The 23,125-nt window shown below is 57.9% G+C and carries 17 protein-coding genes and 3 pseudogenes; 13 read left to right on the plus strand and 7 right to left on the minus strand.

From position 1 onward, the window contains the following. Window positions 1–89 precede the first annotated feature (89 nt). The 3 genes from PFAS1_RS20390 (at window position 90) to ycaC (ending at window position 3,255) form a co-directional block, all read left to right on the plus strand. Window positions 90–725, plus strand: coding sequence for an antibiotic biosynthesis monooxygenase (locus tag PFAS1_RS20390; RefSeq protein ID WP_076030314.1), 636 nt, complete (start codon window positions 90–92; stop codon window positions 723–725). Continuing rightward, window positions 722–2,560 (plus strand): amidohydrolase, encoded by a 1,839-nt coding sequence (locus PFAS1_RS20395; protein WP_076030315.1) that lies wholly within the window; start codon window positions 722–724, stop codon window positions 2,558–2,560. Before PFAS1_RS20390 ends, PFAS1_RS20395 begins: the two co-directional genes overlap by 4 nt. Window positions 2,561–2,628: 68 nt before the next feature. Beyond that, the gene (gene ycaC / locus PFAS1_RS20400) at window positions 2,629–3,255 is read left to right on the plus strand and encodes an isochorismate family cysteine hydrolase YcaC (RefSeq protein WP_076030316.1); all 627 of its coding nucleotides are present in this window, start codon (window positions 2,629–2,631) and stop codon (window positions 3,253–3,255) included. Window positions 3,256–3,320: 65 nt separating this feature from the next. Here the strand turns inward: ycaC and PFAS1_RS20405 are convergent, their stop codons facing one another. Beyond that, window positions 3,321–4,748, minus strand: a complete 1,428-nt coding sequence (locus PFAS1_RS20405) for a mechanosensitive ion channel family protein (protein WP_076030317.1) — start codon at window positions 4,746–4,748, stop codon at window positions 3,321–3,323. Between the two features lie 72 nt (window positions 4,749–4,820). Then, window positions 4,821–5,840: an alpha/beta hydrolase gene (locus PFAS1_RS20410; RefSeq protein WP_076030318.1), complete on the minus strand. Its 1,020-nt coding sequence runs from the start codon at window positions 5,838–5,840 to the stop codon at window positions 4,821–4,823. A gap of 158 nt (window positions 5,841–5,998) precedes the next feature. Here PFAS1_RS20410 and PFAS1_RS20415 point away from each other — a divergent pair, with 158 nt between their 5' ends. The 5 genes and pseudogenes from PFAS1_RS20415 to PFAS1_RS20435 form a co-directional block, all read left to right on the plus strand. Next, window positions 5,999–6,895: a LysR family transcriptional regulator gene (locus PFAS1_RS20415; protein ID WP_076030319.1), complete on the plus strand. Its 897-nt coding sequence runs from the start codon at window positions 5,999–6,001 to the stop codon at window positions 6,893–6,895. 108 nt (window positions 6,896–7,003) lie between these two features. Next, window positions 7,004–7,657, plus strand: a complete 654-nt coding sequence (locus PFAS1_RS20420; RefSeq protein ID WP_076030320.1) for a hydrolase — start codon at window positions 7,004–7,006, stop codon at window positions 7,655–7,657. A gap of 63 nt (window positions 7,658–7,720) precedes the next feature. Further along, window positions 7,721–8,149, plus strand: coding sequence for a DoxX family protein (locus tag PFAS1_RS20425; protein ID WP_076030321.1), 429 nt, complete (start codon window positions 7,721–7,723; stop codon window positions 8,147–8,149). Between the two features lie 19 nt (window positions 8,150–8,168). After that, complete coding sequence (locus tag PFAS1_RS20430) at window positions 8,169–9,746, plus strand: MFS transporter (protein ID WP_076031561.1); 1,578 nt, start codon at window positions 8,169–8,171, stop codon at window positions 9,744–9,746. Window positions 9,747–10,089: 343 nt separating this feature from the next. Next, window positions 10,090–10,521: pseudogene (locus PFAS1_RS20435) on the plus strand (transposase); the annotation flags it as partial. Window positions 10,522–10,541: 20 nt separating this feature from the next. On the opposite strand, the pseudogene PFAS1_RS29950 reads toward PFAS1_RS20435, so the two are convergent. From PFAS1_RS29950 to PFAS1_RS20460, 3 genes and pseudogenes are all read right to left on the minus strand, one after another. Next, a pseudogene (locus tag PFAS1_RS29950) lies at window positions 10,542–10,811 on the minus strand (hypothetical protein); the annotation flags it as partial. Then, a pseudogene (locus PFAS1_RS29955) lies at window positions 10,808–11,768 on the minus strand (integrase domain-containing protein). The pseudogenes PFAS1_RS29950 and PFAS1_RS29955, both read right to left, overlap by 4 nt. Window positions 11,769–12,783: 1,015 nt before the next feature. Then, the gene (locus PFAS1_RS20460) at window positions 12,784–14,028 is read right to left on the minus strand and encodes a tyrosine-type recombinase/integrase (protein WP_076030323.1); all 1,245 of its coding nucleotides are present in this window, start codon (window positions 14,026–14,028) and stop codon (window positions 12,784–12,786) included. 400 nt (window positions 14,029–14,428) lie between these two features. On the opposite strand from PFAS1_RS20460, the gene PFAS1_RS20465 reads away from it, so the two are divergent. The 5 genes from PFAS1_RS20465 (at window position 14,429) to PFAS1_RS20490 (ending at window position 17,041) form a co-directional block, all read left to right on the plus strand. Further along, window positions 14,429–14,749: a YbjQ family protein gene (locus PFAS1_RS20465; RefSeq protein WP_076030324.1), complete on the plus strand. Its 321-nt coding sequence runs from the start codon at window positions 14,429–14,431 to the stop codon at window positions 14,747–14,749. Between the two features lie 666 nt (window positions 14,750–15,415). Continuing rightward, window positions 15,416–15,787 (plus strand): hypothetical protein, encoded by a 372-nt coding sequence (locus PFAS1_RS20475; protein WP_059404653.1) that lies wholly within the window; start codon window positions 15,416–15,418, stop codon window positions 15,785–15,787. 182 nt (window positions 15,788–15,969) lie between these two features. Further along, the gene (locus PFAS1_RS20480; RefSeq protein WP_074874968.1) at window positions 15,970–16,398 is read left to right on the plus strand and encodes a glycine zipper domain-containing protein; all 429 of its coding nucleotides are present in this window, start codon (window positions 15,970–15,972) and stop codon (window positions 16,396–16,398) included. 128 nt (window positions 16,399–16,526) lie between these two features. Further along, window positions 16,527–16,721, plus strand: coding sequence for a hypothetical protein (locus PFAS1_RS20485; protein ID WP_076030326.1), 195 nt, complete (start codon window positions 16,527–16,529; stop codon window positions 16,719–16,721). Between the two features lie 107 nt (window positions 16,722–16,828). Further along, the gene (locus PFAS1_RS20490) at window positions 16,829–17,041 is read left to right on the plus strand and encodes a hypothetical protein (RefSeq protein WP_074874971.1); all 213 of its coding nucleotides are present in this window, start codon (window positions 16,829–16,831) and stop codon (window positions 17,039–17,041) included. A gap of 551 nt (window positions 17,042–17,592) precedes the next feature. On the opposite strand, the gene PFAS1_RS20500 is transcribed toward PFAS1_RS20490, so the two are convergent. Next, window positions 17,593–18,024 carry a HEAT repeat domain-containing protein gene (locus PFAS1_RS20500; RefSeq protein ID WP_232252146.1) on the minus strand — a complete coding sequence of 144 codons (432 nt, stop codon included), beginning with the start codon at window positions 18,022–18,024 and terminating at the stop codon, window positions 17,593–17,595. Further along, window positions 18,021–22,907, minus strand: a complete 4,887-nt coding sequence (locus tag PFAS1_RS20505; protein WP_076030328.1) for an RHS repeat-associated core domain-containing protein — start codon at window positions 22,905–22,907, stop codon at window positions 18,021–18,023. The genes PFAS1_RS20500 and PFAS1_RS20505 overlap by 4 nt, the downstream gene beginning before the upstream one ends. Window positions 22,908–23,125: the final 218 nt, after the last annotated feature.

The raw sequence follows: 23,125 nt of genomic DNA on the forward strand, positions 1-23,125 counted from the left end.
CCTCCCTCACACCGGCACTATCGAATCAAGTCCCGGCGCATCAACGCCGGTGGTTTTTCATTCGTGCTGGTTCGCCGGAGCCTTCCGTTATGCCTGATTCCAATCGCCCCGACCCTGCAACCACCCGCCCGGTTCGGGGCTTCGAAGAAGTCGTGACCCTGGTCGTCAAACACCGGGTCAAAGCCGGTTTTGAAGTGCCCTATGAAGCCTGGCTGCGGCGGATAGTCAGTATTGCCGGGCAGAGCGAGGGGCATTTGGGGGTGGATGTGATTCGCGGCAAGAACGCCGGCCTGGACATGTTCACCTGCGTGCTGCGTTTCTGCTCAACCGAGGCGATGCAGCGCTGGCTCGATTCGCCGCAACGGCTGGAGCTGATCAACGAAGCCGCGCCGATGCTGGCGGATGGGGACCAGACCGAGGTTAATCCGGTCAAGGAATTCTGGTTCGCACCGCAGGCTGATGCCGGTTCGCCACCGCCGCGCTGGAAGCAGGCCGTGGTGACGTTGCTGGTGATCCTGCCGCATACCTTGCTGGTGCCGCTGATCTGGGGCCCGCTGCTCAAGCTCAATACCTTTCTGTCCAATTACGTGGTCGCCACTTTTCTGATCACCGTGACCATCGTGGTTTCGGTGGTGTACCTGTTCATGCCCTGGGCGACGCGCCTGTTCGCGCCGTGGCTAGAAGCCGGACAGCCTCATTCCACTCCACCTGAGGAAACGCGATGAACGCCGATCTGATTCTGTTCAATGGCCAATTTCATACCGTTGACCGTGAAAAACCCCTCGCCAGTGCGGTGGCGATCACCGACGGTCGCTTCGTCGCGGTTGGCACCGATGCCGAAGCCATGGCCCTGCGTGGTTCGGGCACCCAGGTCATTGACCTCAAGGGCCGCTGCGTCATCCCCGGGCTCAACGACTCGCACTTGCACCTGATTCGTGGCGGCTTGAACTACAACCTCGAACTGCGCTGGGAAGGCGTGCCGTCCCTGGCCGATGCCTTGCGCATGCTCAAGGACCAGGCCGATCGCACGCCAACGCCGCAATGGGTGCGGGTGGTCGGTGGCTGGAACGAATTCCAGTTCGCCGAAAAGCGCATGCCGACGATTGAAGAACTCAACCAGGCCGCGCCGGATACGCCGGTGTTCGTTCTGCACTTGTACGACCGTGCCTTGCTCAACCGCGCCGCGTTGAAGGTGGTCGGTTACACGCGCAACACGCCGAACCCGCCGGGTGGCGAGATTGTGCGCGACGCCAACGGCGATCCGACCGGCATGCTGGTGGCGCGTCCCAACGCGATGATTCTCTACTCGACCCTGGCCAAAGGGCCGAAGCTGCCGCTGGAGTATCAGATCAACTCGACCCGTCAGTTCATGCGCGAGCTCAACCGTCTCGGCCTGACCAGCGCTATCGACGCCGGCGGTGGTTTCCAGAATTATCCGGATGATTACCAAGTCATCGAGCAGTTGGCCAAGGACCAGCAACTGACGATTCGCATTGCTTATAACCTGTTCACCCAGAAGCCGAAGGAAGAGCTGACTGACTTCAAGAACTGGACCAGCAGCGTCACCCTGCACCAGGGCGACGATTACCTGCGACATAACGGGGCCGGTGAAATGCTGGTGTTCTCGGCGGCGGATTTCGAAGACTTCCTCGAACCGCGCCCGGACCTGCCGCAAACCATGGAAGACGAGCTGGAACCGGTGGTCCGCCACCTCGTCGAGCAGCGCTGGCCGTTTCGTTTGCACGCGACGTACAACGAATCCATCAGCCGCATGCTCGACGTGTTCGAGAAGGTCAATCGAGATATCCCGTTCAATGGCTTGCCGTGGTTTTTCGACCACGCCGAAACCATCACCCCGCAGAACATCGAGCGGGTGAGGGCGTTGGGCGGTGGCATTGCGATTCAGGATCGCATGGCGTTCCAGGGCGAGTATTTCGTCGAGCGTTACGGCGCCAAGGCGGCCGAAGCGACGCCGCCGATCAAGCGCATGTTGGCCGAAGGTGTACCGGTCGGCGCCGGCACCGACGCGACGCGGGTGTCCAGCTACAATCCATGGACCTCGCTGTACTGGATGGTCAGCGGCCGTACCGTTGGCGGTCTGGAGCTGCACGCCGAAGGCCTGTCCCGGCAGACCGCGCTGGAACTGTTCACCCACGGCAGCGCCTGGTTCTCGTCCGAACAGGGCAAGAAAGGCCAGATCAAGATCGGCCAACTGGCGGACGTTGTGGCCCTGACCGCAGACTTTTTCAGCGTCGAGGAAGAGGCCATCAAGTGGATCGAATCGGTGCTGACCGTGGTCGGCGGCAAGGTGGTGTACGCCGCCGGTGACTTCGAGAAACTCGGGCCGGCCAGTGTGCCGGTGCTGCCGGACTGGTCGCCGGTGATCAAGGTACCGGGTCATTGGCGTCCGACTTCGCCGATGCAGGCTCAGGTTCACCATTGCAGCGGGCCGTGCGCGGTGCATTCCCATAGCCATGAGCGGGCGCGCCTGTCGAATGCGCCGGTCAGCGATTTCGCTGGTTTCTGGGGCGCCTTTGGCTGCTCGTGTTTTGCCTTCTGACGATCAAAAAAAGCGCCGGCCAAGCGTACCGGCGTCATAAGCACCATCCAACTACCGAGGAGTTTCACATGAGCAACGTTCCGTACAAACGTCTGAACAAAGATGACGCCGTTGTATTGCTGGTTGACCACCAGACCGGCCTGATCTCGCTGGTCCAGGATTTCTCGCCCAACGAATTCAAGAACAACGTGCTAGCCCTCGCGGACCTGGCCAAGTTCTTCAAACTGCCGACCATCCTCACCACAAGCTTCGAAAACGGTCCGAACGGCCCGATGGTACCTGAGTTGAAAGAGCTGTTCCCGGATGCGCCGTACATTCCGCGTCCAGGCCAGATCAACGCCTGGGACAACGAAGATTTCGTCAAAGCCGTGAAGGCCACCGGCCGCAAGCAGTTGATCATCGCCGGTGTGGTGACCGACGTTTGCGTGACGTTCCCGACCTTGTCGGCGCTGGCTGAAGGCTTTGAAGTGTTTGTAGTTACCGACGCCTCGGGCACCTTCAACGAAACCGTGCAACAGGCTGCCTGGGCGCGCATGGCCACGGCCGGTGCGCAACTGGTGAACTGGTTCTCGGTGGCGTGCGAGCTGCAAGGCGACTGGCGCAACGACATGGAAGGCCTGGCGAACCTGCTGTCGCCGCGCATTCCGAACTATCGCAACCTGATGAACAGCTACTCGGCGCTGACGGCCAAGTAAGTCCCGTCGCAACGCTGATTCGAATGAATGCCCGCCATTGTGCGGGCATTTTTATGGGTCATTGCTCAACGCTTCTGCAACCACCCAAGCAAACCTCCTTTTTTGATCGGCACCGGTTTGGCCATCAACGCCAGTCGGCTGTTCTGTTGCCGAACCGCTTGCAGCTTGTTCAATGCCTGGCTGACTTCGCTGCGTTGTTCCATGCAGCTGCGTATCAGGGACTTGTCGATGCGGTAAATGATGCAGGAAGTCAGTGTGGTGAAAGTGGCCTGGGACGGTGTGTCGGTGAGGATGCTCTGTTCGCCCATGACTTCGCTCGGTCCCATGCGACCTGCTTCAGTTTGCCCGGTGTCGTCGGGCACTGTGGCGCTGATCACCCCAGTGGCGATCACGAACAGACTGTCAGGCACTTCACCCAATGCCAGCACCACTTGGCCCGCCGCGTATTGTTGCGGGGTCATAGCCTGAGCCAGCCGATCGCGCTCGTCCTCGCCCAGGGAACGGAAGATTTTCACCTCGTCCAGCAACGCTCGCGCTCGAGTCGTGGGTTCAATCACACCATCCAGTTGCCGGGAAATACCCGCTGCTTCCAGGTGCCGATGGGCCAGGTCGAACAGTTGATTGCGCACTTCACTTTTTTTGCCCAGCTCGGCGATAAAACCGCTGGCCACGTATTCGGACATGGTTTCGCCGGCCTCCTTGAGCAGCGCTTTAGGCGCCGGGGAAAGCAGCAGGCTGCTGCTGCCTTGCAAGGTGCGATCCAGTGCGTCCAGCACCCGACGCGGGCGGATGTGGTTGGGCACCTGAATGCTGATGGATACTCCGTGCATGTTGCTCGGCCGGCTCAGGTTGACGATCTTCGCCTTGGCCGCCACCGAGTTCGGTACCACCGCGGTACTGCCGGCGCTGGTGAGCAGGTGGGTGGCGCGCCAGTCGATGTCCAGCACCTTGCCTTCGGTGCCGTCGATCACGATCCAGTCATCCACCTGATAGGGTTTGGTGGTGTTGAGCACGATGCCGGAAAACACGTCGCTCAACGTGCTCTGCAACGCCAGACCGACGACGATCGCCACGATCCCGGAGGTCGCCAGCAGGCCTTTGACTGGCAGCTCCAGCACATAGCCGGCCGCGGCGACGATCGCGATCAAAAACACCAGCGCGCCGATGACATCCTGCAGCAACCGCCCACTGTGACCAATGCGTCGCATCAGCACCAGACCGATGACTTCGGTGAGCACCCGCGCGGCGTACAGCCACCAGAGAATCCCCAGGGCCGTTGCGCCCAGTTGCGCAACGCGGTCGTCGGCAAACACCGGAGCCTGCAACGGGCTGACGCCGGCATTGATGATGATCGCACTGAAGATCAGGAACAGACCCAGACGCAACCCGACCCGGGTGACACGATGCTTGAACGGCGCAAGATGCCAGATCAGCGCATCGATCACCAGCAGCAGGGCACTCCACGACAAGGGATGACCGTAGACAATGGACATGGGGAACTCCGGGCGAAAAAAGGGACGGCAGACAGGAAAAAGCCTGCCAGAGGGCAGGCTTCTTGGCGGGACTCAGTTCAAATGAGTCTTGAGTTCCGCGGCGGCCTGACGAACCGCAGCCTTCACTTCGGGGATCTGGCTCAGAGGGTTGAGCAGGCCGAAATCGTGAATCATGCCGTTGTAGCGCACGGCGGTGACTGGCACACCGGCGGCATCCAGGTGGCGGGCATAGGCTTCGCCTTCGTCACGCAGCACGTCGAACTCGGCGGTCTGCACCAGGGCGGCGGGCAAGCCGCGAAGTTGTTCGGTGCTGGCCTGCAACGGCGAGGCATGGATCTGCGCTCGCTGGCCGGCGTCGGTTGTGTAGCTGTCCCAGAACCAGTTCATCATGCCCTTGGTCAGGAAGTGGCCTTCGGCAAATTGCTGGTACGACCCAGTGTCGAACTGTGCGTTGGTCACCGGCCACATCAACAGCTGGAAGCGCAGCGCCGGGGTTTTCTGTTCCTTGGCCATCAAGGCCACCACCGCCGCCATATTGCCGCCGACGCTATTGCCGGCCACTGCCAGGCGTTTGCCATCGACGCCAATGTCCTTGCCATGCTCGGCCACCCAACGGGTCGCGGTGTAGGCCTGGTTGATCGCCATCGGGTAGTGCGCTTCCGGCGACGGCGTGTAATCGACATACACCGCGACAGCACCGGAGCCGACCACCAGGTCGTGGATCAGACGCTGGTGAGTCGGGTAATCGCCCAACACCCAGCCGCCACCGTGGAAGAACATGAACACCGGCAATTCACCTCTGACCTTGGCCGGCCGCACGATTTTCAGGTTGATGGTTTGCCCGTCGACGTTGATCGCACGGTCGCTGACGTCCACACCCGACAGATCAACCTTCACCGAATTTTGCGCGCCGGTCAGTACTGCACGGGCCTCTTTCGGGCTCAGTTGCTCAAGCGGCTTGCCACCGCCGGCAGCGAGGGCTTCGAGGAAGGCTTGCGTGTTGTGTTCGACACCCGGGCTGTCAGCGGCAAAGGCGTTGCCTACGGCGAGGGCGAGGAGGGAAGCGGTCAGGGATTTTTTGACGATGTTCATGGGGTAAATCCTTTTTAGTTAGACGTTGATTACCTAAGGTTCAGGTTGCTGCTGGCGCTGTGGTTCAGGCCTCAGCAACACCGTGGACACAGATTAATAAGGTGTCTAATAAGGAAAAAGCGGCTATAAAATGTTTGACTGTCAACCAAGGCGTGACAATGAACCCTTTCGAAGATATGCGTATTTTTTGCCAGGTCATGGATTCCGGCAGCTTCACCGCGGCGGCCGATCAATTGGGCCTGTCCAAGCAGTTCGTCAGCCGGCGCTTGATGCAACTGGAAGAGCGTCTGGGTGTGCGGCTGCTCAATCGCTCGACCCGGCGGCTGGACGTCACGCCCTTGGGGCAGAGTTATTACGAGTCGGCCTTGCGCCTGCTCAGCGATGTCGAGCAAGTGGAGCAGGGCATCGCCGGCCAGACCAGCGAGCCTCGCGGCACCATTCGCTTGAGCGCGCCGCTGTCGTTCGCGGTGGCGCACTTGGGTTGCCTGCTGCCGGTGTTTTTGCAGCGCTATCGCGACGTCACGGTGGAAGTGGACTTGAGTGATCGTCCGGTGGACTTGCTCAATGAGGGCTACGACCTGGCATTGCGCATCGGCATGCTGGAAGACTCGACGCTGATCGCCCGACGCCTCGCCTCCATCCAGCGGGTGTACTGTGCCAGCCCGGCCTACCTGGCCGAGCGCGGTACGCCGGTCAAGCCCGAAGACCTGCACAGTCATGACTGCCTGCCTTACGGCCACGGTCGTCAGGTGCAATGGCGTTTCGAAGGGCAGGGCAAACCATTGGCCGTGAACGTCTCCGGAAGGATGCGGGTCAACAACGGTGAATTGCTCAAGGATGCGGCCATCGCCGACATGGGCATTACTTATTTGCCGACCTTCATTGTCGGTTCGGCTTTGAAGGACGGGCGGCTGGTGCAGGTGCTGGACAACTTCCGCCCTGAGCCATTGACGTTATCGGCGGTCTATCCGCAGCATCGTCAGGGCTCGCGACCGGTGCAGGCGCTGATCGAATTCTTGCGTGAACGGCTGGATCGGACCGAGGACGGACTTTAAATACAGCAGCGCCATCAGTACAAATTTTCCAGATTCGCACATCCATACAATCGCTCTGCTCCAACGAAGCCGAAAATAGCGCCTCTCAAACGTATCTGGAGAAGTGTTATGGCAACCGCAAAAGCAGCACCGGGTAAAGGCCTGATTGATCCGGGCAACCACGCTCTGATCCTGATCGACTTTCAGTCACAGATGGCATTTGCGACTAAATCCATAGACGCCGTCTCACTCCGTAATAACGCTGCACTGATCTCGAAAGCAGCGAAGGAGTTTGGCGTTCCTTCCATTCTTACCACCGTCGCCGAAAAAAGTTTTTCGGGCCCCATGTTTGAAGAGATTACCTCGGTCTTCGCCGGCCAGGAGCTGATTGATCGGACCAGCATGAATACCTGGGAGGACGAGCGTATAGCCGTCGCCGTGAATAAGATCGGTCGCAGCAGAATCGTTCTTGCCGGTCTCTGGACCTCGGTCTGCATTGTTGGACCCGCGATCTCGGCTCTTGACCAAGGGTTTGAGGTATACGTCATTTGTGATGCGTGTGGCGACGTTTCAGATGAGGCTCATGAGCGCGCTATCGAGCGTATGATTCAAGCAGGTGCGCGTCCAATGACCTCGCTTCAATACCTCCTGGAACTGCAGCGTGACTGGGCTCGCGGCGACACCTATAACGAAACGGTGAAAACCTCTATCGCTCACGGTGGCGCTTATGGTCTTGGTTTGATTTATGCCAAAACCATGTTTAACGCATCGGAAGGTCACTGATCTGTATTGCGCCTCTTCCCTGATGGGGGATGAGGCGCACTCCTTGAGAGGAAGCAATGGAGCATGTCTACATCTGATGTGAATACGACGACTGCACCGGATGTGGCGCTGTGTTGGCTACGAATCACAGGTGTACTGATGCTGTTGCTGGTGCACGGATTGCCTAAGCTTTTCAATTTTGAGCACGAACTGGGGTTGATCGAAGACCCGTTTGGCATGGGGGCTCGGTTGACCTTGTCTCTGGCAATTTTCGCGGAAGTGTTTTGTCCGATATTCATCGCATTGGGACTTCTGACGCGCCTTGCGACACTGCCTGTACTATTTTTACTGGTTGTATCGGTTATCTGGGTTCATCCCGATTGGAGCCTGGCCGAGGGCCAGTTCGCCTGGCTGCTGCTGATCATATTCTCGACGATTCTTGTCGGAGGATCTGGAAAATTGGCATTGGGTACGAGTCTGTCGCATCGCTGGCCACTCCTGAGCAAACTGTAGGGAGAAGAAGGTGACTAATGTGCTGGCACCGACAACTTCGGCTTGGCAACCGCTTCGCCATGGACTGTTTCGCAGTCTGTGGCTCGCCAGCATTGCATCCAGCATAGGGACGTGGATGCATGAAGTCGGTGCTGGCTGGCTGATGACCTCCTTGTCGGCCAGTCCTTTTATGGTGTCTCTGGTACAAGTAGCTGGTGCCGCTCCTATGTTCCTTCTAGCGCTACCCGCTGGCGCGCTGGCCGATATCATCGACAAACGACGTTACCTGTTGGCTGTCCAGGCAGGGATGGCCGTCATTGCACTTGCGCTCGCCGTGATCACCTTTGCGGACCTGATGAGCGCTACGCTTTTACTCCTGTTTACGCTGGCCATGGGAGTTGGAACAGCGCTGACCATGCCAGCATGGTCAGCGTTGACACCTGAGTTGGTTCCAGCCAGTGATCTGCCCGCCGCGATATCGCTTAGCAGCGTGGGGGTCAACGTTGCCCGGGCACTCGGACCGGCCATCGCTGGCATCATCATCAGCCTGGTAGGGCCATGGGCGACATTTGCCGTCAACGCCCTGTCTTTCTTTGGCGTTATCGCGGTGCTCGCCTTGTGGCATCGTACGCCACAACAGACCGTATTGCCGGCAGAACGCCTGTTTGGCGCTATACGTGTGGGTTGGCGCTATGCCCGTAGTTCACGAGACCTGCAGCGAGTTCTGGTGCGCGCCCTCGCTTTCTTTCTGGGCGCAAGCGCCGGAATGTCCTTGCTTCCACTGATTGTGCGAAGTGAGCTGAAGGGCAGCGCTGAGCAATTTGGGATCTTGCTCGGTTGCGTCGGGATCGGGGCGGTCGCGGGAGCAATGTTTCTGCCCGGAATTCGTCGTCATGTTGCTGTCAATCTGCTGGTGGCATCGGCCAGTCTTATCTATGCGGCAGTATTGCTGGCTTTGGCATGGATTCAAGATTTCTATCTGCTTATCCCAGTGATGCTCCTCAGTGGTGCTGCCTGGATCGCAGTATTGTCCAGCCTTCAGGTGTCTGCGCAAACATCGGTACCTGCGTGGGTAAGGGCCAGGGCGTTGGCGGTCTACATTCTGACTTTCTTTGGCAGCATGGCCATGGGCGGTGTGATATGGGGGCTGATCGCCAGCTGGCTTTCGATCTCGATATCGCTGAGTTTTGCCGCCGTAATCATGGTGGTGGGAGTTGCGGTGGGCTGGTGGGTCAAACTGCCCGCGCTGAGCGCAGAAGACCTGGCCCCTTCTCTGCATTGGCCTCAACCATTGATGAGTGTCGACGTTGATGGTGAACGTGGGCCAGTCATGATTACGGTCGAGTATGAGATTGACACGGCGGATGCCGATGCCTTCAAAGAGGCCATGGAAGAAGTGCGCAGAATGCGGCACCGCAATGGTTCTTTTTCCTGGCAATTGATGCAGGACACCGAAAATCCGCAACTGTGGATAGAGCTGTTTTTTGACGAGTCCTGGCACGATCATCTACGTCATCACAATAGAGTCACTCGCGCAGAGTTGAAAATCGAATCAGCCGCTCGGCACTTTCATATCGCTGGAAAGCCTGTACGTATTCGGCACCTGCTCAAAGGCTGACGGGTTAGTCTCACTCAGTTGCAATAGATTCTTGAGTGCCACTCATGCATTTTTGAATAGTCTCGAAGCAACGAAATCCAGTGAATGCGGGCGTTTCACCTCCGTTGCCGTTAATACCCCAGCACAATTGTCGTATGGATCAAGGCGCAGGCTCCAGGCATAGTGTTCTGTCGGAGTGGTCCGATTCCTTCGTCGAGGGGAAGCGACCTAGATAGCTACTGAAACGGGGGGCAGGGAATTCACGAACGCATATGCCGCTGTTCGTTTCCCCGATTCGACCCTTCTCATGCGCGAAAGGTTTAGGGCAAAAATAGGGCAAAATCGGGGCCGCAATAAACCGCCCGACCTGCGCCATTATCTCGCCGATTTCTATAGCCCAATTGGGCGTCCGTCGATTGATCCTGAACTGATGATTCGCATGCTGATCGTGGGCTATTGCTATGGCATTCGCTCAGAGCGGCGGTTGTGCGAAGAGGCCCATTTGAACCTGGCATATCGTTGGTTTTGCCGGTTGAGCCTTGAAGATGAAGTACCCAATCACTCGACGTTTTCCAAAAATCGACACGGCCGTTTTCGGGACAGTGATCTGTTTCGCTGGTTGTTCAATGAAGTGCTGCGTTGTTGCATGGACGCAGGCCTGGTCAAAGGCGAAGGATTTGCCGTGGACGCCAGCATCATCAACGCGGATGCAAGTCGGCAGCGCGGCGTATCGGGTGATGAACAGGTCAACTGGAGCGATCCGTCCCTGAACACCCGCGCCGTGCGTGAGTGCCTGTTGTTGACCTTCGCCTGGCGGTTGAACTGCCAGGACTTTCCTAGGCGATGAGCAAGCAAGTGCACGGTCAGCAGATAGTAATAGCGCGTCGATTCAGCGTGCTGGCTCACATGGTGATTTAGGAACCATGCGAGCTGCTTTTGCTGCCAAGTCCATGGATTGTCGCGTTGCCAGCGATCAGCTATTGCTGTTTGGATAGCCTTCGCCTGACGCAGGTGGCGTTGGCGTGTGGTATGAGATCCAGTCAGGACGCCCGTCAGGAACAGCTCCATATCGAATGCTTTACTCATGCTCTGCCCCCGATGTAAGCCGAAACTACGTCGATACGACCGTGCCCCAGCTCATAGCTGATTTGTGCTCGGGCCTCCTGATCGAGGTGTCGGTCGAGCTGGTAGCAACTGCCACCGTTGATGGGCGCAGGATGCTGGGTGATTTGCTCATAGCGTTCGCATGCAAAGGCCGCCCGTAGTTCATGAAAGCCTTTGAGGTTGTGCGTATGGAGAATCTCCCGTGTGGGGCGAACGAGTACCTGTTGGAAATCGCGGTAGCGTTCATTCGCTGCAAGCAGGTTGCGGCTACCGTCAGGCGAGACTTGAAAGGCGAATGCCAGTGCGTCGCGGATGTGCTCATCCACCGTTATCCACCGAGGGGCCACCTTTGGTGCCGTCCTGGATGTTGATCTTGCCGTAGTGTTCGGCTTCACGTTTGAGACGCGGCAGGTCGGCCAGTATGGCCTCGCGCAAGCGCATACAGGTGACGCGTGCCAAGTGCGCGATGGCAGCGGCGCGGGGATGCTGTTCGCGGAGCGCTTCGACTATGTGCATGACCTGATCACGATCCTGACCTTGCGGAGTCATTGTGCGAATGGTGGTGCGCTGCAATCCTAACGCCTTGCTGGGGGGCGGCACTTTCACATACTGATCACCGCGAAGCGCAGCCATAGTACTGTTCACACTGGACAGCCGGTTTTGCGCGGTGGCGATGGCAAGCTAACCATGTTCAACTTGCTGCCGAAGATGTCCGGCATAGTCCAGCAAGGTCTGCCGATCTATCTGCCGCGCATCGTTAAACCCCGGCCCATCCTCCGACCGACACCAGCGCACAAACGCCTGCCACCGATCACTGTGTGCTTTGACGGTCCCGTAATGCCCACCGCCAAACAGATCTTTGAGAGCCTGCGGCCCGGCATAACTCAGTTGCCGTCCATACCCAAAATTCCGCCCGTCCCGTCTACCGACCAATGCCATGATCAAACTCCTCTCGAAGCCAAACCTTTGAAGCCTTCCCCACGTCATCCCGCCATGGATGTTGAGTGTTATCAGGGATCAAGGCCCCTGCGACCTGTGAGGGTTGTCCACTAACGTGGGACTGACGGCTCTTTACGACCGGGAGCTTGGGCATCTCATGATCTGACCTCCTGAGCACTTCCGAGGAAGTGGGCGGGTGGAGACTGCGCTGGCTGACGAGACCAGCGCCGCGAGATCCTGAGTCGGGTGAAGGCAGTGAAGCGATGACCGGGGCGTACCTGACTGTCAGTCAGGTACAGTCCATTCCCTGGGCTGCGGCACCATCATCTGCCTCGCTGTAGTTGGTGACTTGTCGGTGTTTGTCACACCGATTGTCACGAGGGGGAATGCCGCAAAGCCTTGTACGGGGTGGGCTGCAGCAGCGGTAGGAGCGCCCGTCTCTTTCCGGAAGAAAGAGACGGGCGCAGGTTGGCGCAAGAAATGGCCAAGTGGATAAGTTGCTGCAGAACAGCTAGGACGGGGTGTGAATTGCCGCAGTGGGCACTCTGGTAGAAGTGGGCATCCATCACATCGTTGTGACCGTGCGAGCCGCCGGATGCTAATCGCACTTGGGGGAGAACCGCCACGATGTGGCGTAGCCTTAAAGGTTCTGGCTACCGGTGCTGTCGAGGACAGCGCCTGTACGGTTCTGGTTTAGCGCTCGTTCTGCTCGCGGTCAACAGCATTTTTTGGGCAACTATTGCGCCAATTGGTAGTGCTGGAGGATCTTGGAAGTCGGTGGTATTACATGGCCGGGTGGTCGTTCGTCGGTTTTTAATGTGAGCCCACGAGGACGGGAATGCGGAGCCTTCCCGCCCGCGTGGGCTTGGCCGAAAAAGCCCCAAGAGCGAAGCTTGCAAAGGCGACAGTCGCCACGTCGCAGGCTAAGTACCGCGCGGGTTGTCGCCAGTGTCGCCGCTGTCGCCATCCTCCACTCGATAAACGAGGTGAGATGATGGCTTGAACATCTCGCTCCTCATTCAACAGCATTTGCTACCGCATGCCCTGTGGCATATCGCGCCCAATCCTCCATCAATATTCGCCGCTTTTCAAAAAGATCGCCACGGCGATAAGCCGCCTCTACCGCATTCTCCACTGTGTGCGCGAGCGCCTGCTCACAGACCTCTCGAGGATAGTGAGTAACTTCACTAGCCCAATCCCTGAAAGTCGAGCGGAATCCATGCGTCGTGAGATTGTCCCGCTTCATCCGACGCAATGCCATCAACATCGCCATATTGCTCAGAGGCCGCTTTTTGCGAACCCCCGCAAATAGGTGATTGTTTCCTTCAACACGAGGAAGCCCTGTGAGTAAATCCAATGCCGCTTTTGATAGAGGCACCCGGTGTTCCTTCCCTGCTTTCATCCTCGGCGCAGGAATGGTCCATACTCTTGCTGCCACATCAATCTCTGCCCACGTCGATTCAAGCACCTCACTGGTTCGGCAGGCAGTCAGGATGGTAAAGCGCAATGCTTTAGAGCTCAGATCATCTGCTTTCTCAAGGGGCACCATGAAGGCGGGAAGCTCTGTCCACGACATTGCTGCGTGATGCTTCACAGCACGCACTTTTGAGCGAGGTGGTAGCAGTTTGTCCAGGTGTCCACGCCATCGAGCGGGGTTTTCTCCATCACGCAGCCCTCTGGCCTTTGCTGCATCGAGTACCAGTTCGATACGGTTTCGCAAACGGCTGGCGGTTTCGGGTATTACTGTCCAAATCGGCTTGAGGATTTTCAGCACATGCTCAATGCCTATTTCCTGCGTGGGAAGATCGCCTATGACCTTGAATGCATAAGTAGTCAGAGTATTCTCCCACTGCTGAGCATGCTTGGCATTTCTCCACCCCGCTCTGTGGGCAGCGATGTAGTCGAGAGCAACTTCTTTGAAAGTGGTTGCTTTGACCATAGCTGCATCCTGAGCTAAACGTTCAGTTTCTTTTTCCAGCCGTTGCCGTTCCATCTCCTCATCCCGACTGGTAAGCGGATCGACGCCTGACTTACTCAGCTTTCTGGCTTCTGCTGCTTTCTCACGAGCTGCCGCAAGACTTACTTCGGGGTGCCTGCCCAGTCCCATGTCTCGGCTCTTGCCAGCAAGCTTGTAGCGGAAGATCCAACTTGCGCCACCTGTACGGCCGAGTTTCAAGTAGAGGCCGTCACCATCGTTGGTCATTCCTGGTAACCCAGATCTGACTATTTTTTCTACCGCTTTCGTCGTCAGAGATGCCATCAGTCACTTCCTATTTGAAAGGATGATGACTCAATCTAAATGAATTCCAGCCCATACTCCAGCCCATACCTTGGACCTTGGCTTCCCATAGTTACGCTTGGACCACAAAAGAAAAAATATACCCCAACTATATGTTTTTATAGAGTTTTTATAGAAAGGATTAAACGTCTATGGGCTTCTAAAAACACTAAAATGGCGGACTCCTTCACCGCCAAATTCGATGTAACCAGAACCCCTGATTTCGAAAGAAGTCAGGGGTTTTGTGGTTTCTGGCGTCTGGATTTTGTGGATGGCAATGTTATTGATCCACGCTCATCTCCCTCGTGCCGCCGCCACCGTATCTAGACTAAGCGCCAGGTGCCTTGAGTAATCATCCCCAGGCCATGAAAAAGGAAATTTAATGATCACCACCACAACCCACTCCATCGAAGGCCGACAAATCACCGCCTATCTGGACATCGTCAGTGCTGAGTCGGTGCAGGGGGTAAACGTTATCCGCGATTTGTTCGCCGGGATGCGGGATTTTTTCGGTGGGCGCTCTCAGACACTGGAGCGGGCGTTGAAGGAGGCACGGATTCAGGCAACCGACGAGTTGAAGGAGCGGGCCCGGGCACTTCAGGCTGATGCGGTGGTGGGGCTTGATTATGAGATCAGCATGCCGGCCGGGAAGGGCGGGATGGTGGTGGTGTTCGTGACCGGGACGGCGGTCAAGTTGAGGTGAATGTGTCACGAGGCCGTTCGTCGGGCACGCAACAAACCGAACTACAAGTCCGGTAATGACTGGCTAGTCTCAAAAGCGTTGAAGGTCGATATTTTTCAGGCAAATAGGGCTTGCCGGTGTCGACCCTTTTTTGAGAGGGGAAAGGTATGGCTGATTCGTATATCGAAGACGACGGATCTGAGTTTCCAATCAACAATTGCGTGCAGTGTGGTCAAGCGGAGTATATGGCGGGCTTTGGTGAAAACCGGGTCCGGGTCGCCAAATTGAAATCCAAGGTGCCCCGATCCGAAAAGGCGAATTTCTTGCCCAAGAGGATGCCGTCTTCCAGGAAGTAACCGTCAACCGGATAGCCCCCGCCATTGAGCGGGGTTTTTATTTTCACAAAATCGGCTGTTGCGATTTTGACTACAGCTACAAAACCCGCTGTTGGTATTTTTTTTCACAAACTTTTCACACCTACCTACGTAGTCTCAACTCATCCGTTAGAAAGCAGTACCTGGCCCGTTCCCCAGCGGGCTTTTTTTTGCCTGTCATAAAACCTTTTCTGAAAACGCTGTCCAACCGTCGCCTATTGCGAGGTTGTACCCGTGCGTGTCTGGACTTTGTCTCCTCTAAAGCATTCAATCTCGCCCCTTTTCGGTTACCCCCTTTTTTGAGGTTTTTGTCATGCGTTTAACACTGCCTGCTTTGGTTCTGGGGCTTTTGGTTGCTCAAGGTGCGATGGCTGCGGGTGATGGCACTGCCGCCATCGGTGGTGGTTTGGGCGGCGCGCTGGGTAATGTGGTCGGTCAGAGCATGGGCGGCAGCACCGGTGCAGCGATTGGTGCAGGTGTCGCGGGCGCAGCCGGCAGTGCTGTTGCAGCACGCAAAGGCAGCCGCACTAAAGCCGCCATCGGTGGTGGTGTCGGCGCGGCCGGCGGTTCGGTGATCGGCAACAGCCTGGGCGGCAAGACCGGTTCCACCATCGGCGCAGGCTTGGGCGGCGCATTGGGCGGCGGCGTGGGCAGCAACCTGGCCAAAGGTCACAAGCGTCACTGATCCTCGTCGATCTGTTCAAAAGCCCGGCTTGATGCCGGGCTTTCTGTATCTGGATATTTCTTCTTCGCGCTCTTTGAATTAATAGCTGTCCAACGATCAGCGCTGGTGTGATGAAAAAGCTAGACTCACGCCATCCGTAACGCGTTCTCTTACCCCCGATACGGAATTTAGAGGTTCATATCATGCGTTTGACATTGTCCACGTTGGTTCTGGGACTTTTGGTCGCTCAAGGTGCAATGGCCGCCGGTGACGGCACCGCTGCAGTTGGCGGTGGTATTGGCGGTGCGCTAGGTAACGTGGTCGGCCAGCAAATGGGCGGCAGCACGGGTGCCGCGATTGGCGCCGGTGTAGGCGGTGCGGCAGGTAGCGCGGTCGGCGCCAACAAAGGCAGTCGCACAGAAGCGGCTATTGGTGGTGGTCTGGGATCGGCTGGTGGCTCGGTGATCGGCAATAGCCTGGGCGGCAAGACCGGTTCGACCATTGGCGCAGGCCTGGGTGGCGCGGCGGGTGGTGCGGTAGGCAACAACTTGGGTAACGATAGCGGCAGTTCGCATTCCGGTAGCGGCCACAACCATAAGCATAAAAACAAGCACAAGAACAAACATCACTGATTCGACATCGAGCTACAGTAGAAACCCGGCCCCGCGCCGGGTTTTTCACGTCTGGGAGTAGGACTCTGGAACGTTTGATCGTGGGCCGCCTCGAACTTCATACACCCCCAATTGTTGTGAGGCATGCCATGACTCCTGAAACCGAAGGCAAGGAAGAAAAAGGCCCGAGCGGGCTTCCGTTCATTAACGATCCAGGAAACGAAGACCCAGGCTCACTGATAGATGACGCAACAGTGCCGCTCAATGATTCCGATGATGCGGGCGACGTCGGAAATATTGAGTTCGAAGACGAGGAAGAGGACGAAGACGAAGACGAAGATTGAGCCGGCTGTGCGACGGACGCGACCGATCGTCTCCTTGATCGAACGCAATGCGCGGCACCATCCTCGAAATTTAAGGGCCTGCTTTTCAGGCCCACGCGAGGTGCTTTATGAACGCTGATCCGAAAGACTCCGACATTGACGATACCCCCGAATATCCGCTGCCTTCACCAACCGATTCCCTGAGTCGTGATCAACGTCCGCCTGATGACGACACCGCTGTCGAGCAGTTGCCGTCGGATGAAGTGAAACGCGGGGACGTTGAAGGTCACCCTCACGACCCTGACATTGCCGATGAAGATGGCTCAAACGAACCGAGCTGAACATACCCTGTTGCACAGCGCCACTCATCGATCGTGCGGCACCTTTAAAAAGCGATGACGGCCAGAAATCAGGTACGCACCTTTTAAAGGAGAGACACCATGATCAGGTCAAAATTGACCGCCCTGACGGTGATCGGCGTGTTGTCGGCCGGCTCAATGTCGGCGTTTGCCCAGTCTTCCGGCAACGATGCACCTGTGGATAAGGGCGGGATGCCGCCGTACTCTGAAATGAACGCGGGCTCAGCGGACGGGAATGCGTTGCCGCCTGGCGCCATTGAAGGTGGGAACGCTGGTGATGCAAATGGAAGTAGCACCAGCCCGAAGACTGGAAGTGGGGCGATGAATGGTGGCGGTTCGATGGGGAGCGGTTCTGGGGGTGGGTCTGGAGGATCCGGTAGTTCTGGGATGAGTGGCAGTGGGAGTGGTGGGAGTTCTGGGGCTGCGGGAGGAGGTACGGGTGGTGCTGGTGGTGGTACGAGTGGTTCGGGTGGTTAAGTAACTCAATGTTGCAATTGAATGCCCAGTAAACTGCTGGGCATTTTTGGCTCACCCTAATCCGTTGAAGCTTGAGATTTCGCTAATAGCGATTTGAGCTCAGGTTCAACATCCTCGTATGGGGTCGAGTTTATAATTTCAATTATCGCAGGCGTATATTTGCTTTCTATTGCGACCTCCGCCCAATCAAGCTCGTAAATTGCGATTGTGCGGGCATCAAAATATGAAGACTGCATGAGGATAAGCTTAATTATTTCAATCGCTTCTGGCGAGCGGTTTTCTCCTAAGGAAACGATACAACGCTGCTGCCAGTATTCAGCTTTGCTTAACACTGTTGCTGCAAGTTTTATCCAATCATCGGCTGAAAAATCACACAACACCACTTTGGCCACAAGCTCGCTGGAATAGGCAGTCCAGTTGGAGTTTTCTGAATCACCCATCCAAGCCTCAAACTTTTGGAAAATGTCGTTCTTATCTTCTGGCCTCACGGCTTACCTCCCGTTGGATAGGATGAGGTGATCTGATCGTTCTCTTTAATCACTTGCCATCCGACGCCATCAATGACTTTTGTGTGTTGGGTGATTTTCATTCCAGCCTCATCGCGAATGATTACACCCGGAGCAAGTGCTACCTCATCTGTAGCTCTTAGGATCTTTTCGTCACTCCAGTTCTCAGGCGCAAACGTATGTCGATTCGGTGATTTAGCGGCCGACCATCCTACTGTTCCATCTTTACGTTCCAGAATCATCTTGAAGTTTTTTGCGCTGATGGTGCCATCTCTGTTCGTCTGAAGTACATCCACTTGATACTTCGGGGAGTTAAGTAATTTTGCGGAGTGCCCACCAATAGGGCTGTTATGCCTAGGGCTCCGAATCCCGTACAGAATCTTGTTCTGCATTGCGGCCGAGATAGTTCCTGAATAGGGAAGGTCAGGCTCTCCATCATTTACTTGAGTGTTGCCTATCTTATCCGGAGGTAGGCAATTTCCTGTTCCCGCCTGCGGGCAATTCTCACTCAACCCCAGCGGATCAACCCACCCCGTCGGATTGCGCGTGTACTGATACCCGTTTAACCCCCCCGCCAACTTGCTCGGATCCGGCGTCAAATACCGTCCAACATCCGGATTGTAGTAGCGATGCCGGTTGTAATGCAGGCCAGTCTCCGCATCGAAGTACTGCCCCTGAAACCTCAACGGCTGATCCAGCACCTGATGGGTGTCGCGGTTGAGGCGAGTCAGGCGGCCATAGGCTGTGTATCGGGCGGCCCAGACGATATCGCCGCTGTAATCGGTAAGCTCTTGCGGGGTGCCGAGGTGGTCGAGCTGGTAGTAGAACGGGCAAGCCTGGTCCGGGCCTTTGCCGTCGAGCATGGCCAGTGGGCGGAAAGTGCCGGGTTCGTAGACGTAGCTGCGGTAGTGCTCGCGGCTGCTTTCGGCGATGAGGTGGTCGCCTTGCCAGAAGAATTCGGTGGTCTTGCCGTCGACGGTTTTGCTGATGCGGCGGCCGAAGGCGTCGTAGCGGTAGCTGGCGCTGCGGCCGTCCGCGGTGGTGACGCCGACCAAGCGGTGCTGGCCGTCGTAGCGGTATTCGGTGACGCGTTTTTGCCCGGTGCCGCGGCGTTCGCGGATCAGGTTGCCGAAGGCGTCGTAGTCGTAGTGGCGGTCGCCTTGGATCAGCAGGCGGTTGCCTTTGACGGTGGACGGGCCGGGACGATCGTGCATCAGCAGGTTGCCGGCCGGGTCGTGGGCGAAGCTTTCCGGGGGTTGATCGCGGGTGTGGCGGACGCCGATCAGGCGGTTGAGCGGGTCGTAGTGGTAACTGCGTTGACCGTGTCGCGTGTCGGCAATGTAGTCAAGGTTGCCGTTGGCGCTGTAGGCATAGTCACGGCGATACAGCTGACTGACCGCGTGGGCCTTCAACCGGCCCTGATCGTCGTAGGCATATTCGCTGAGCAGCTGCCCCTGCTGGCGTTGCTGTTCGCGGCCGAAGGCGAACTGGTGATCGCTGAGCCGCGCGCCGTTGAGGTCGATCGCGGTCAGCGCGCCGCCCCGGGCGTGGTGGTAATCGAGTTTGCTGCCGTCCGGCAGGCGCAGGCGATTCAGTTGGCCGCAGGCGTCGTAGCCATAACGCAGCGTGCCCCAGCCCTGATGCTCGGTGATCAGCCGGTCCTGCGAGTCGTATTCGAACTCCAGCGGATGGTCGTGGCCGTCGTCGACGCTGACCAGTCGGCCAAGGCGGTCGTAGCGGTATTCAACCTGGCTGCCGTCGGGCAGGGTTTTGACCCGCAGGCGGCCGGCCGAATCCCGCTGGTAAGCGGTCACCCGCTGCGAGCCGTCCTCGCCGAACTCGGTTTTCTCCAGCAACTGGCCATTGAGGTCGTAGGCGTACGCCGTGCGTTGGCCATCGAAGCCGGTTTCCTGTCGGATCAAGCCGTTGGGCGTGTAGTCCAGGCGATAGGTTTCGCCGGATTCGTTTTCGATTGCCGTGAGCAACAGCTGGGCGTTGTCGTAGCGGTAGCGCAGCTGGGTGCCGTCGGGATTGAGGCGGCGGCTGACCAGGTGCAGGTCGTCGACGTATTCGTAGCGGGTGACGCGGCCCAGTTCATCGCGCTCGGCGGTGATCTTGCCGTAGGCGTTGTAGCTGAAGGCGCGGCTGGCGCCGGTAGGCAGTGTGGTCTGGATCAGTCGGCCGACGGCATCCCAGTGGTACTGGGTAACGGCACCGTGTTCATCCTGACGGGTAATCTGCCGCCCCAACGCATCGTAGGAAAAGCGCCGCTGGCCGCCGTCCGGCAAGGTCTCTTCGAGCAGTTGCCCCAAGGCGTTCCAGACGAACACATGCCGGCTGGTGTCCGGGTAGCGGATCGACAGCAGTTGCCCTTTGTCGTCGTAGTAATAGTGGCTGACCTGGCCGTCGGGGTCGGTCGCTTCGGTGATGTCGCCTTGCGCATTGCGCTGATATTTCCACACCGCTTGGCCGCGATACCGCGCGTGCAGGAAACCGTTGCGATACTCGTAGGCTGTCGGCTCGTCTTCCGGCGGAATCAGCGCGATCAGCCGTCCGACTTCGTCGTAACGGTATTCGGTGACGGCGCCAAGCGGGTCCTGCTCCGCCAGCAGCCGACCGTGGTGGTCGTAGGCCTTGAGGTGTTCGCCACCGTCCAGCCCGACCTTGCGCACCAGCCGCGCGCGCTCGTCGTGCTCGTAAACCTCTTCGCTGCCGTCGGCGTTTTTAACCCGCACACGGCCGTTGTCATCCCAGACATACCGCGCGTCCATTTGTGCAAACGACGCCCAATGCCGGACACATCGGGCCGCCTTACCGGACCTTTCCCACTCCCAGAAGAAACTCGCCCCACCGGCCAACTGCCGCTGCAGGATGACGTGCTGATCGTCGTAGTCGTAGCGCTCGCTTTCGCCGGCGGCATTGGTGGCGGCGATCAAGCGATGACGAGCGTCGTAGCGGTAGGCAACCAGTGTTTGTTCGGTACGCCAGGCGTCTTCCAGGGTGTCGGCGGGCTGAAAACGCTGATAGTCGACGGCGAGCAAATGGCGGCGGTCATAGCGCAACAAAAGGGAGCGCCCGGCGCCGTTGTCGAGGCGTTTGATCCTGTCAGAAATGTCCCGTTGCACCGTCAGCCGATTGCCGTAGGCATCGCTGATCGCCGTCAGACGCCCGGCACGGAAATGGAAAAACCGCGATTTTTCCCCCGCCTGGGCGAGAATCAGTTCTTCCGGCTCGTCACCCAGATAAATCGCCGCCCGCGACAGACTGTTGTGAATCGCCGGGCGTTCACTGGTTGGCAGCGGGAAGGTGGTGCGGCGGTTTTCGTGGTCGATCCAGATAACGCTGTCGCCGTCGATTTCCAGTCGATGCGACAGCGAATGACTCCAGCCAAACCCCAGCCCGCAATCGATCTCCACTGCACTGGTGCGATAGAGCCGGGTGAACTCGAACGGCAAAATCCCGTCCAGCGCACCGTCGGTCAGGGTCAGCAGTTCTTCGCCGGTGACCATCGACACCGGGCATTTGTTGGTGGCGGTTTTATCAACGGAATCGGCGCTGTCGCCGTTGGGGTTTTTCGCTTGATCGGGCGCATCGTCGCGATGTTCCTGCCGACCAATCCTGGTCAGGGCTTGAGACTTGTCGCGCGCGATGGCCACTGGATTCTTCACCGACAGAACTGGCGCAACACCTGGGGTGATTTGCAACGGCACGGCGGGCGCAGGTTTGATCGGTGCATGCCGGCTGTGGACCATCAGCGGTTTTAGCGTGCCCGCGTGGGCTGTCAGGTCAGACCTGGCGGTGAGCTCAGCCAGTCGCAAACTGGCGCCCGCCAGCCATTTCCGGGTTCGCGGGGACTTGATTCTGGACAGCACCTTCTCACTCAGGTGCAATTTCAGTCCCGCAGGACTGGTAAGGCACATGAGCAGGAAACTGATCAAAATCTCCGTACGAATTTCCGCCACGACCTCGGCGATGTACTGCGGCGGCAGCATCCTCAGCCAACTGGTGAACGCCGCGAGATGAATGAACATCAACGGCTCGTCGCTCAGCATCAGCAACACCTTGGCGATGGATTCCGCCGAAGCGTTCAGCAGCGTTTCAAGCTCGGATCGGGTCAGGTATTCAAGGAGTTTTTCGCTGTTGGCCTGCAGGTCGGCGATCAGGGCGTAAACCTGTTTTACGTCATCCCACAAACCGTTCAGCGAGTTCTCGAAGCCGCGCCAATCGGCCTGTTGCAGCATGCCGTAGCGCTCGATGAAAGCGGCCTGGGAGAACCCGGCCCACGCCGGTTCGAACTCGCTCGTCCACTCGTTGCGCAACCAGCCTTCCAGCTCGTCGATGACGCCCTGATAGGAGGCGTAAAGTGCTTTGACGTGATCGGCGGATACATCGGGAAAGAAAGTGATGCGATAACGCTGGCCGCGCTGGCAATCGGGGATTTCCAGAATGCCGCTGGGGCCGATCTCGTCGTAGATCGGCTTGCCGAATGTCTGCTTACCCACCACGTCGGAAAGCAAAGGTTCAAGCATCACCGGCGTATTGCCGATCGGCACGAAGCGCGCCGCCTCAAACATATGCACCAGGGTCAACGGGCCGCTGGCCGGGCACGCGGCGACTGTCGCGCTGACAGGCGTAGTGGAATTCTTCGGCGCGCTAAGCCGGACTTCGTTGCCGACCTTGAATACTTGCTCGACATCCAGGGCCTTGCCGGTCCAGAAACTTTCAGCCCAGGCGTCGTAGTCGTTCAGGCACAGTCGAAAATCACCCAATACCGCTTCGACATTCGGCTGCTCAGGGTCCATGGCGGCGACCACCAGCAGCCCGATGGTGTTGTTCAAGGCCAGGAGGTTGTCAGGTATGAACATTCGCTGTCCCTCGCGCGGATCAATTCAGAGCGCGAGACTTTGCGTGGGATCGGCGAGGAAAGAAGTCAGGAAAGTAAGTGTTTGGTGTAGGGGAAATCGTTAAATGACCAACAGCACTTCGGCGCAGGTTTCAATACCGATCAGGTATTGCCCGTTGCTCTATGCCCGCTGCGCTCGCTATGCTGCTGAATCCTTTAATCGATCGCGGACCCGGCCGT

The organism is Pseudomonas frederiksbergensis (genome assembly GCF_001952935.1).
Lineage (GTDB): Bacteria > Pseudomonadota > Gammaproteobacteria > Pseudomonadales > Pseudomonadaceae > Aquipseudomonas > Aquipseudomonas frederiksbergensis.

Excerpts from the sequence above, each read along its gene's own strand:
- PFAS1_RS20390 (WP_076030314.1), top strand. The coding sequence starts at position 90 with ATGCCTGATTCCAATCGCCCCGACCCTGCAACCACCCGCCCGGTTCGG.
- PFAS1_RS20395 (WP_076030315.1), top strand. The coding sequence starts at position 722 with ATGAACGCCGATCTGATTCTGTTCAATGGCCAATTTCATACCGTTGAC.
- ycaC (WP_076030316.1), top strand. The coding sequence starts at position 2,629 with ATGAGCAACGTTCCGTACAAACGTCTGAACAAAGATGACGCCGTTGTA.
- PFAS1_RS20405 (WP_076030317.1), bottom strand. The coding sequence starts at position 4,748 with ATGTCCATTGTCTACGGTCATCCCTTGTCGTGGAGTGCCCTGCTGCTG.
- PFAS1_RS20410 (WP_076030318.1), bottom strand. The coding sequence starts at position 5,840 with ATGAACATCGTCAAAAAATCCCTGACCGCTTCCCTCCTCGCCCTCGCC.
- PFAS1_RS20415 (WP_076030319.1), top strand. The coding sequence starts at position 5,999 with ATGAACCCTTTCGAAGATATGCGTATTTTTTGCCAGGTCATGGATTCC.
- PFAS1_RS20420 (WP_076030320.1), top strand. The coding sequence starts at position 7,004 with ATGGCAACCGCAAAAGCAGCACCGGGTAAAGGCCTGATTGATCCGGGC.
- PFAS1_RS20425 (WP_076030321.1), top strand. The coding sequence starts at position 7,721 with ATGTCTACATCTGATGTGAATACGACGACTGCACCGGATGTGGCGCTG.
- PFAS1_RS20460 (WP_076030323.1), bottom strand. The coding sequence starts at position 14,028 with ATGGCATCTCTGACGACGAAAGCGGTAGAAAAAATAGTCAGATCTGGG.
- PFAS1_RS20465 (WP_076030324.1), top strand. The coding sequence starts at position 14,429 with ATGATCACCACCACAACCCACTCCATCGAAGGCCGACAAATCACCGCC.
- PFAS1_RS20475 (WP_059404653.1), top strand. The coding sequence starts at position 15,416 with ATGCGTTTAACACTGCCTGCTTTGGTTCTGGGGCTTTTGGTTGCTCAA.
- PFAS1_RS20480 (WP_074874968.1), top strand. The coding sequence starts at position 15,970 with ATGCGTTTGACATTGTCCACGTTGGTTCTGGGACTTTTGGTCGCTCAA.
- PFAS1_RS20485 (WP_076030326.1), top strand. The coding sequence starts at position 16,527 with ATGACTCCTGAAACCGAAGGCAAGGAAGAAAAAGGCCCGAGCGGGCTT.
- PFAS1_RS20490 (WP_074874971.1), top strand. The coding sequence starts at position 16,829 with ATGAACGCTGATCCGAAAGACTCCGACATTGACGATACCCCCGAATAT.
- PFAS1_RS20505 (WP_076030328.1), bottom strand. The coding sequence starts at position 22,907 with ATGTTCATACCTGACAACCTCCTGGCCTTGAACAACACCATCGGGCTG.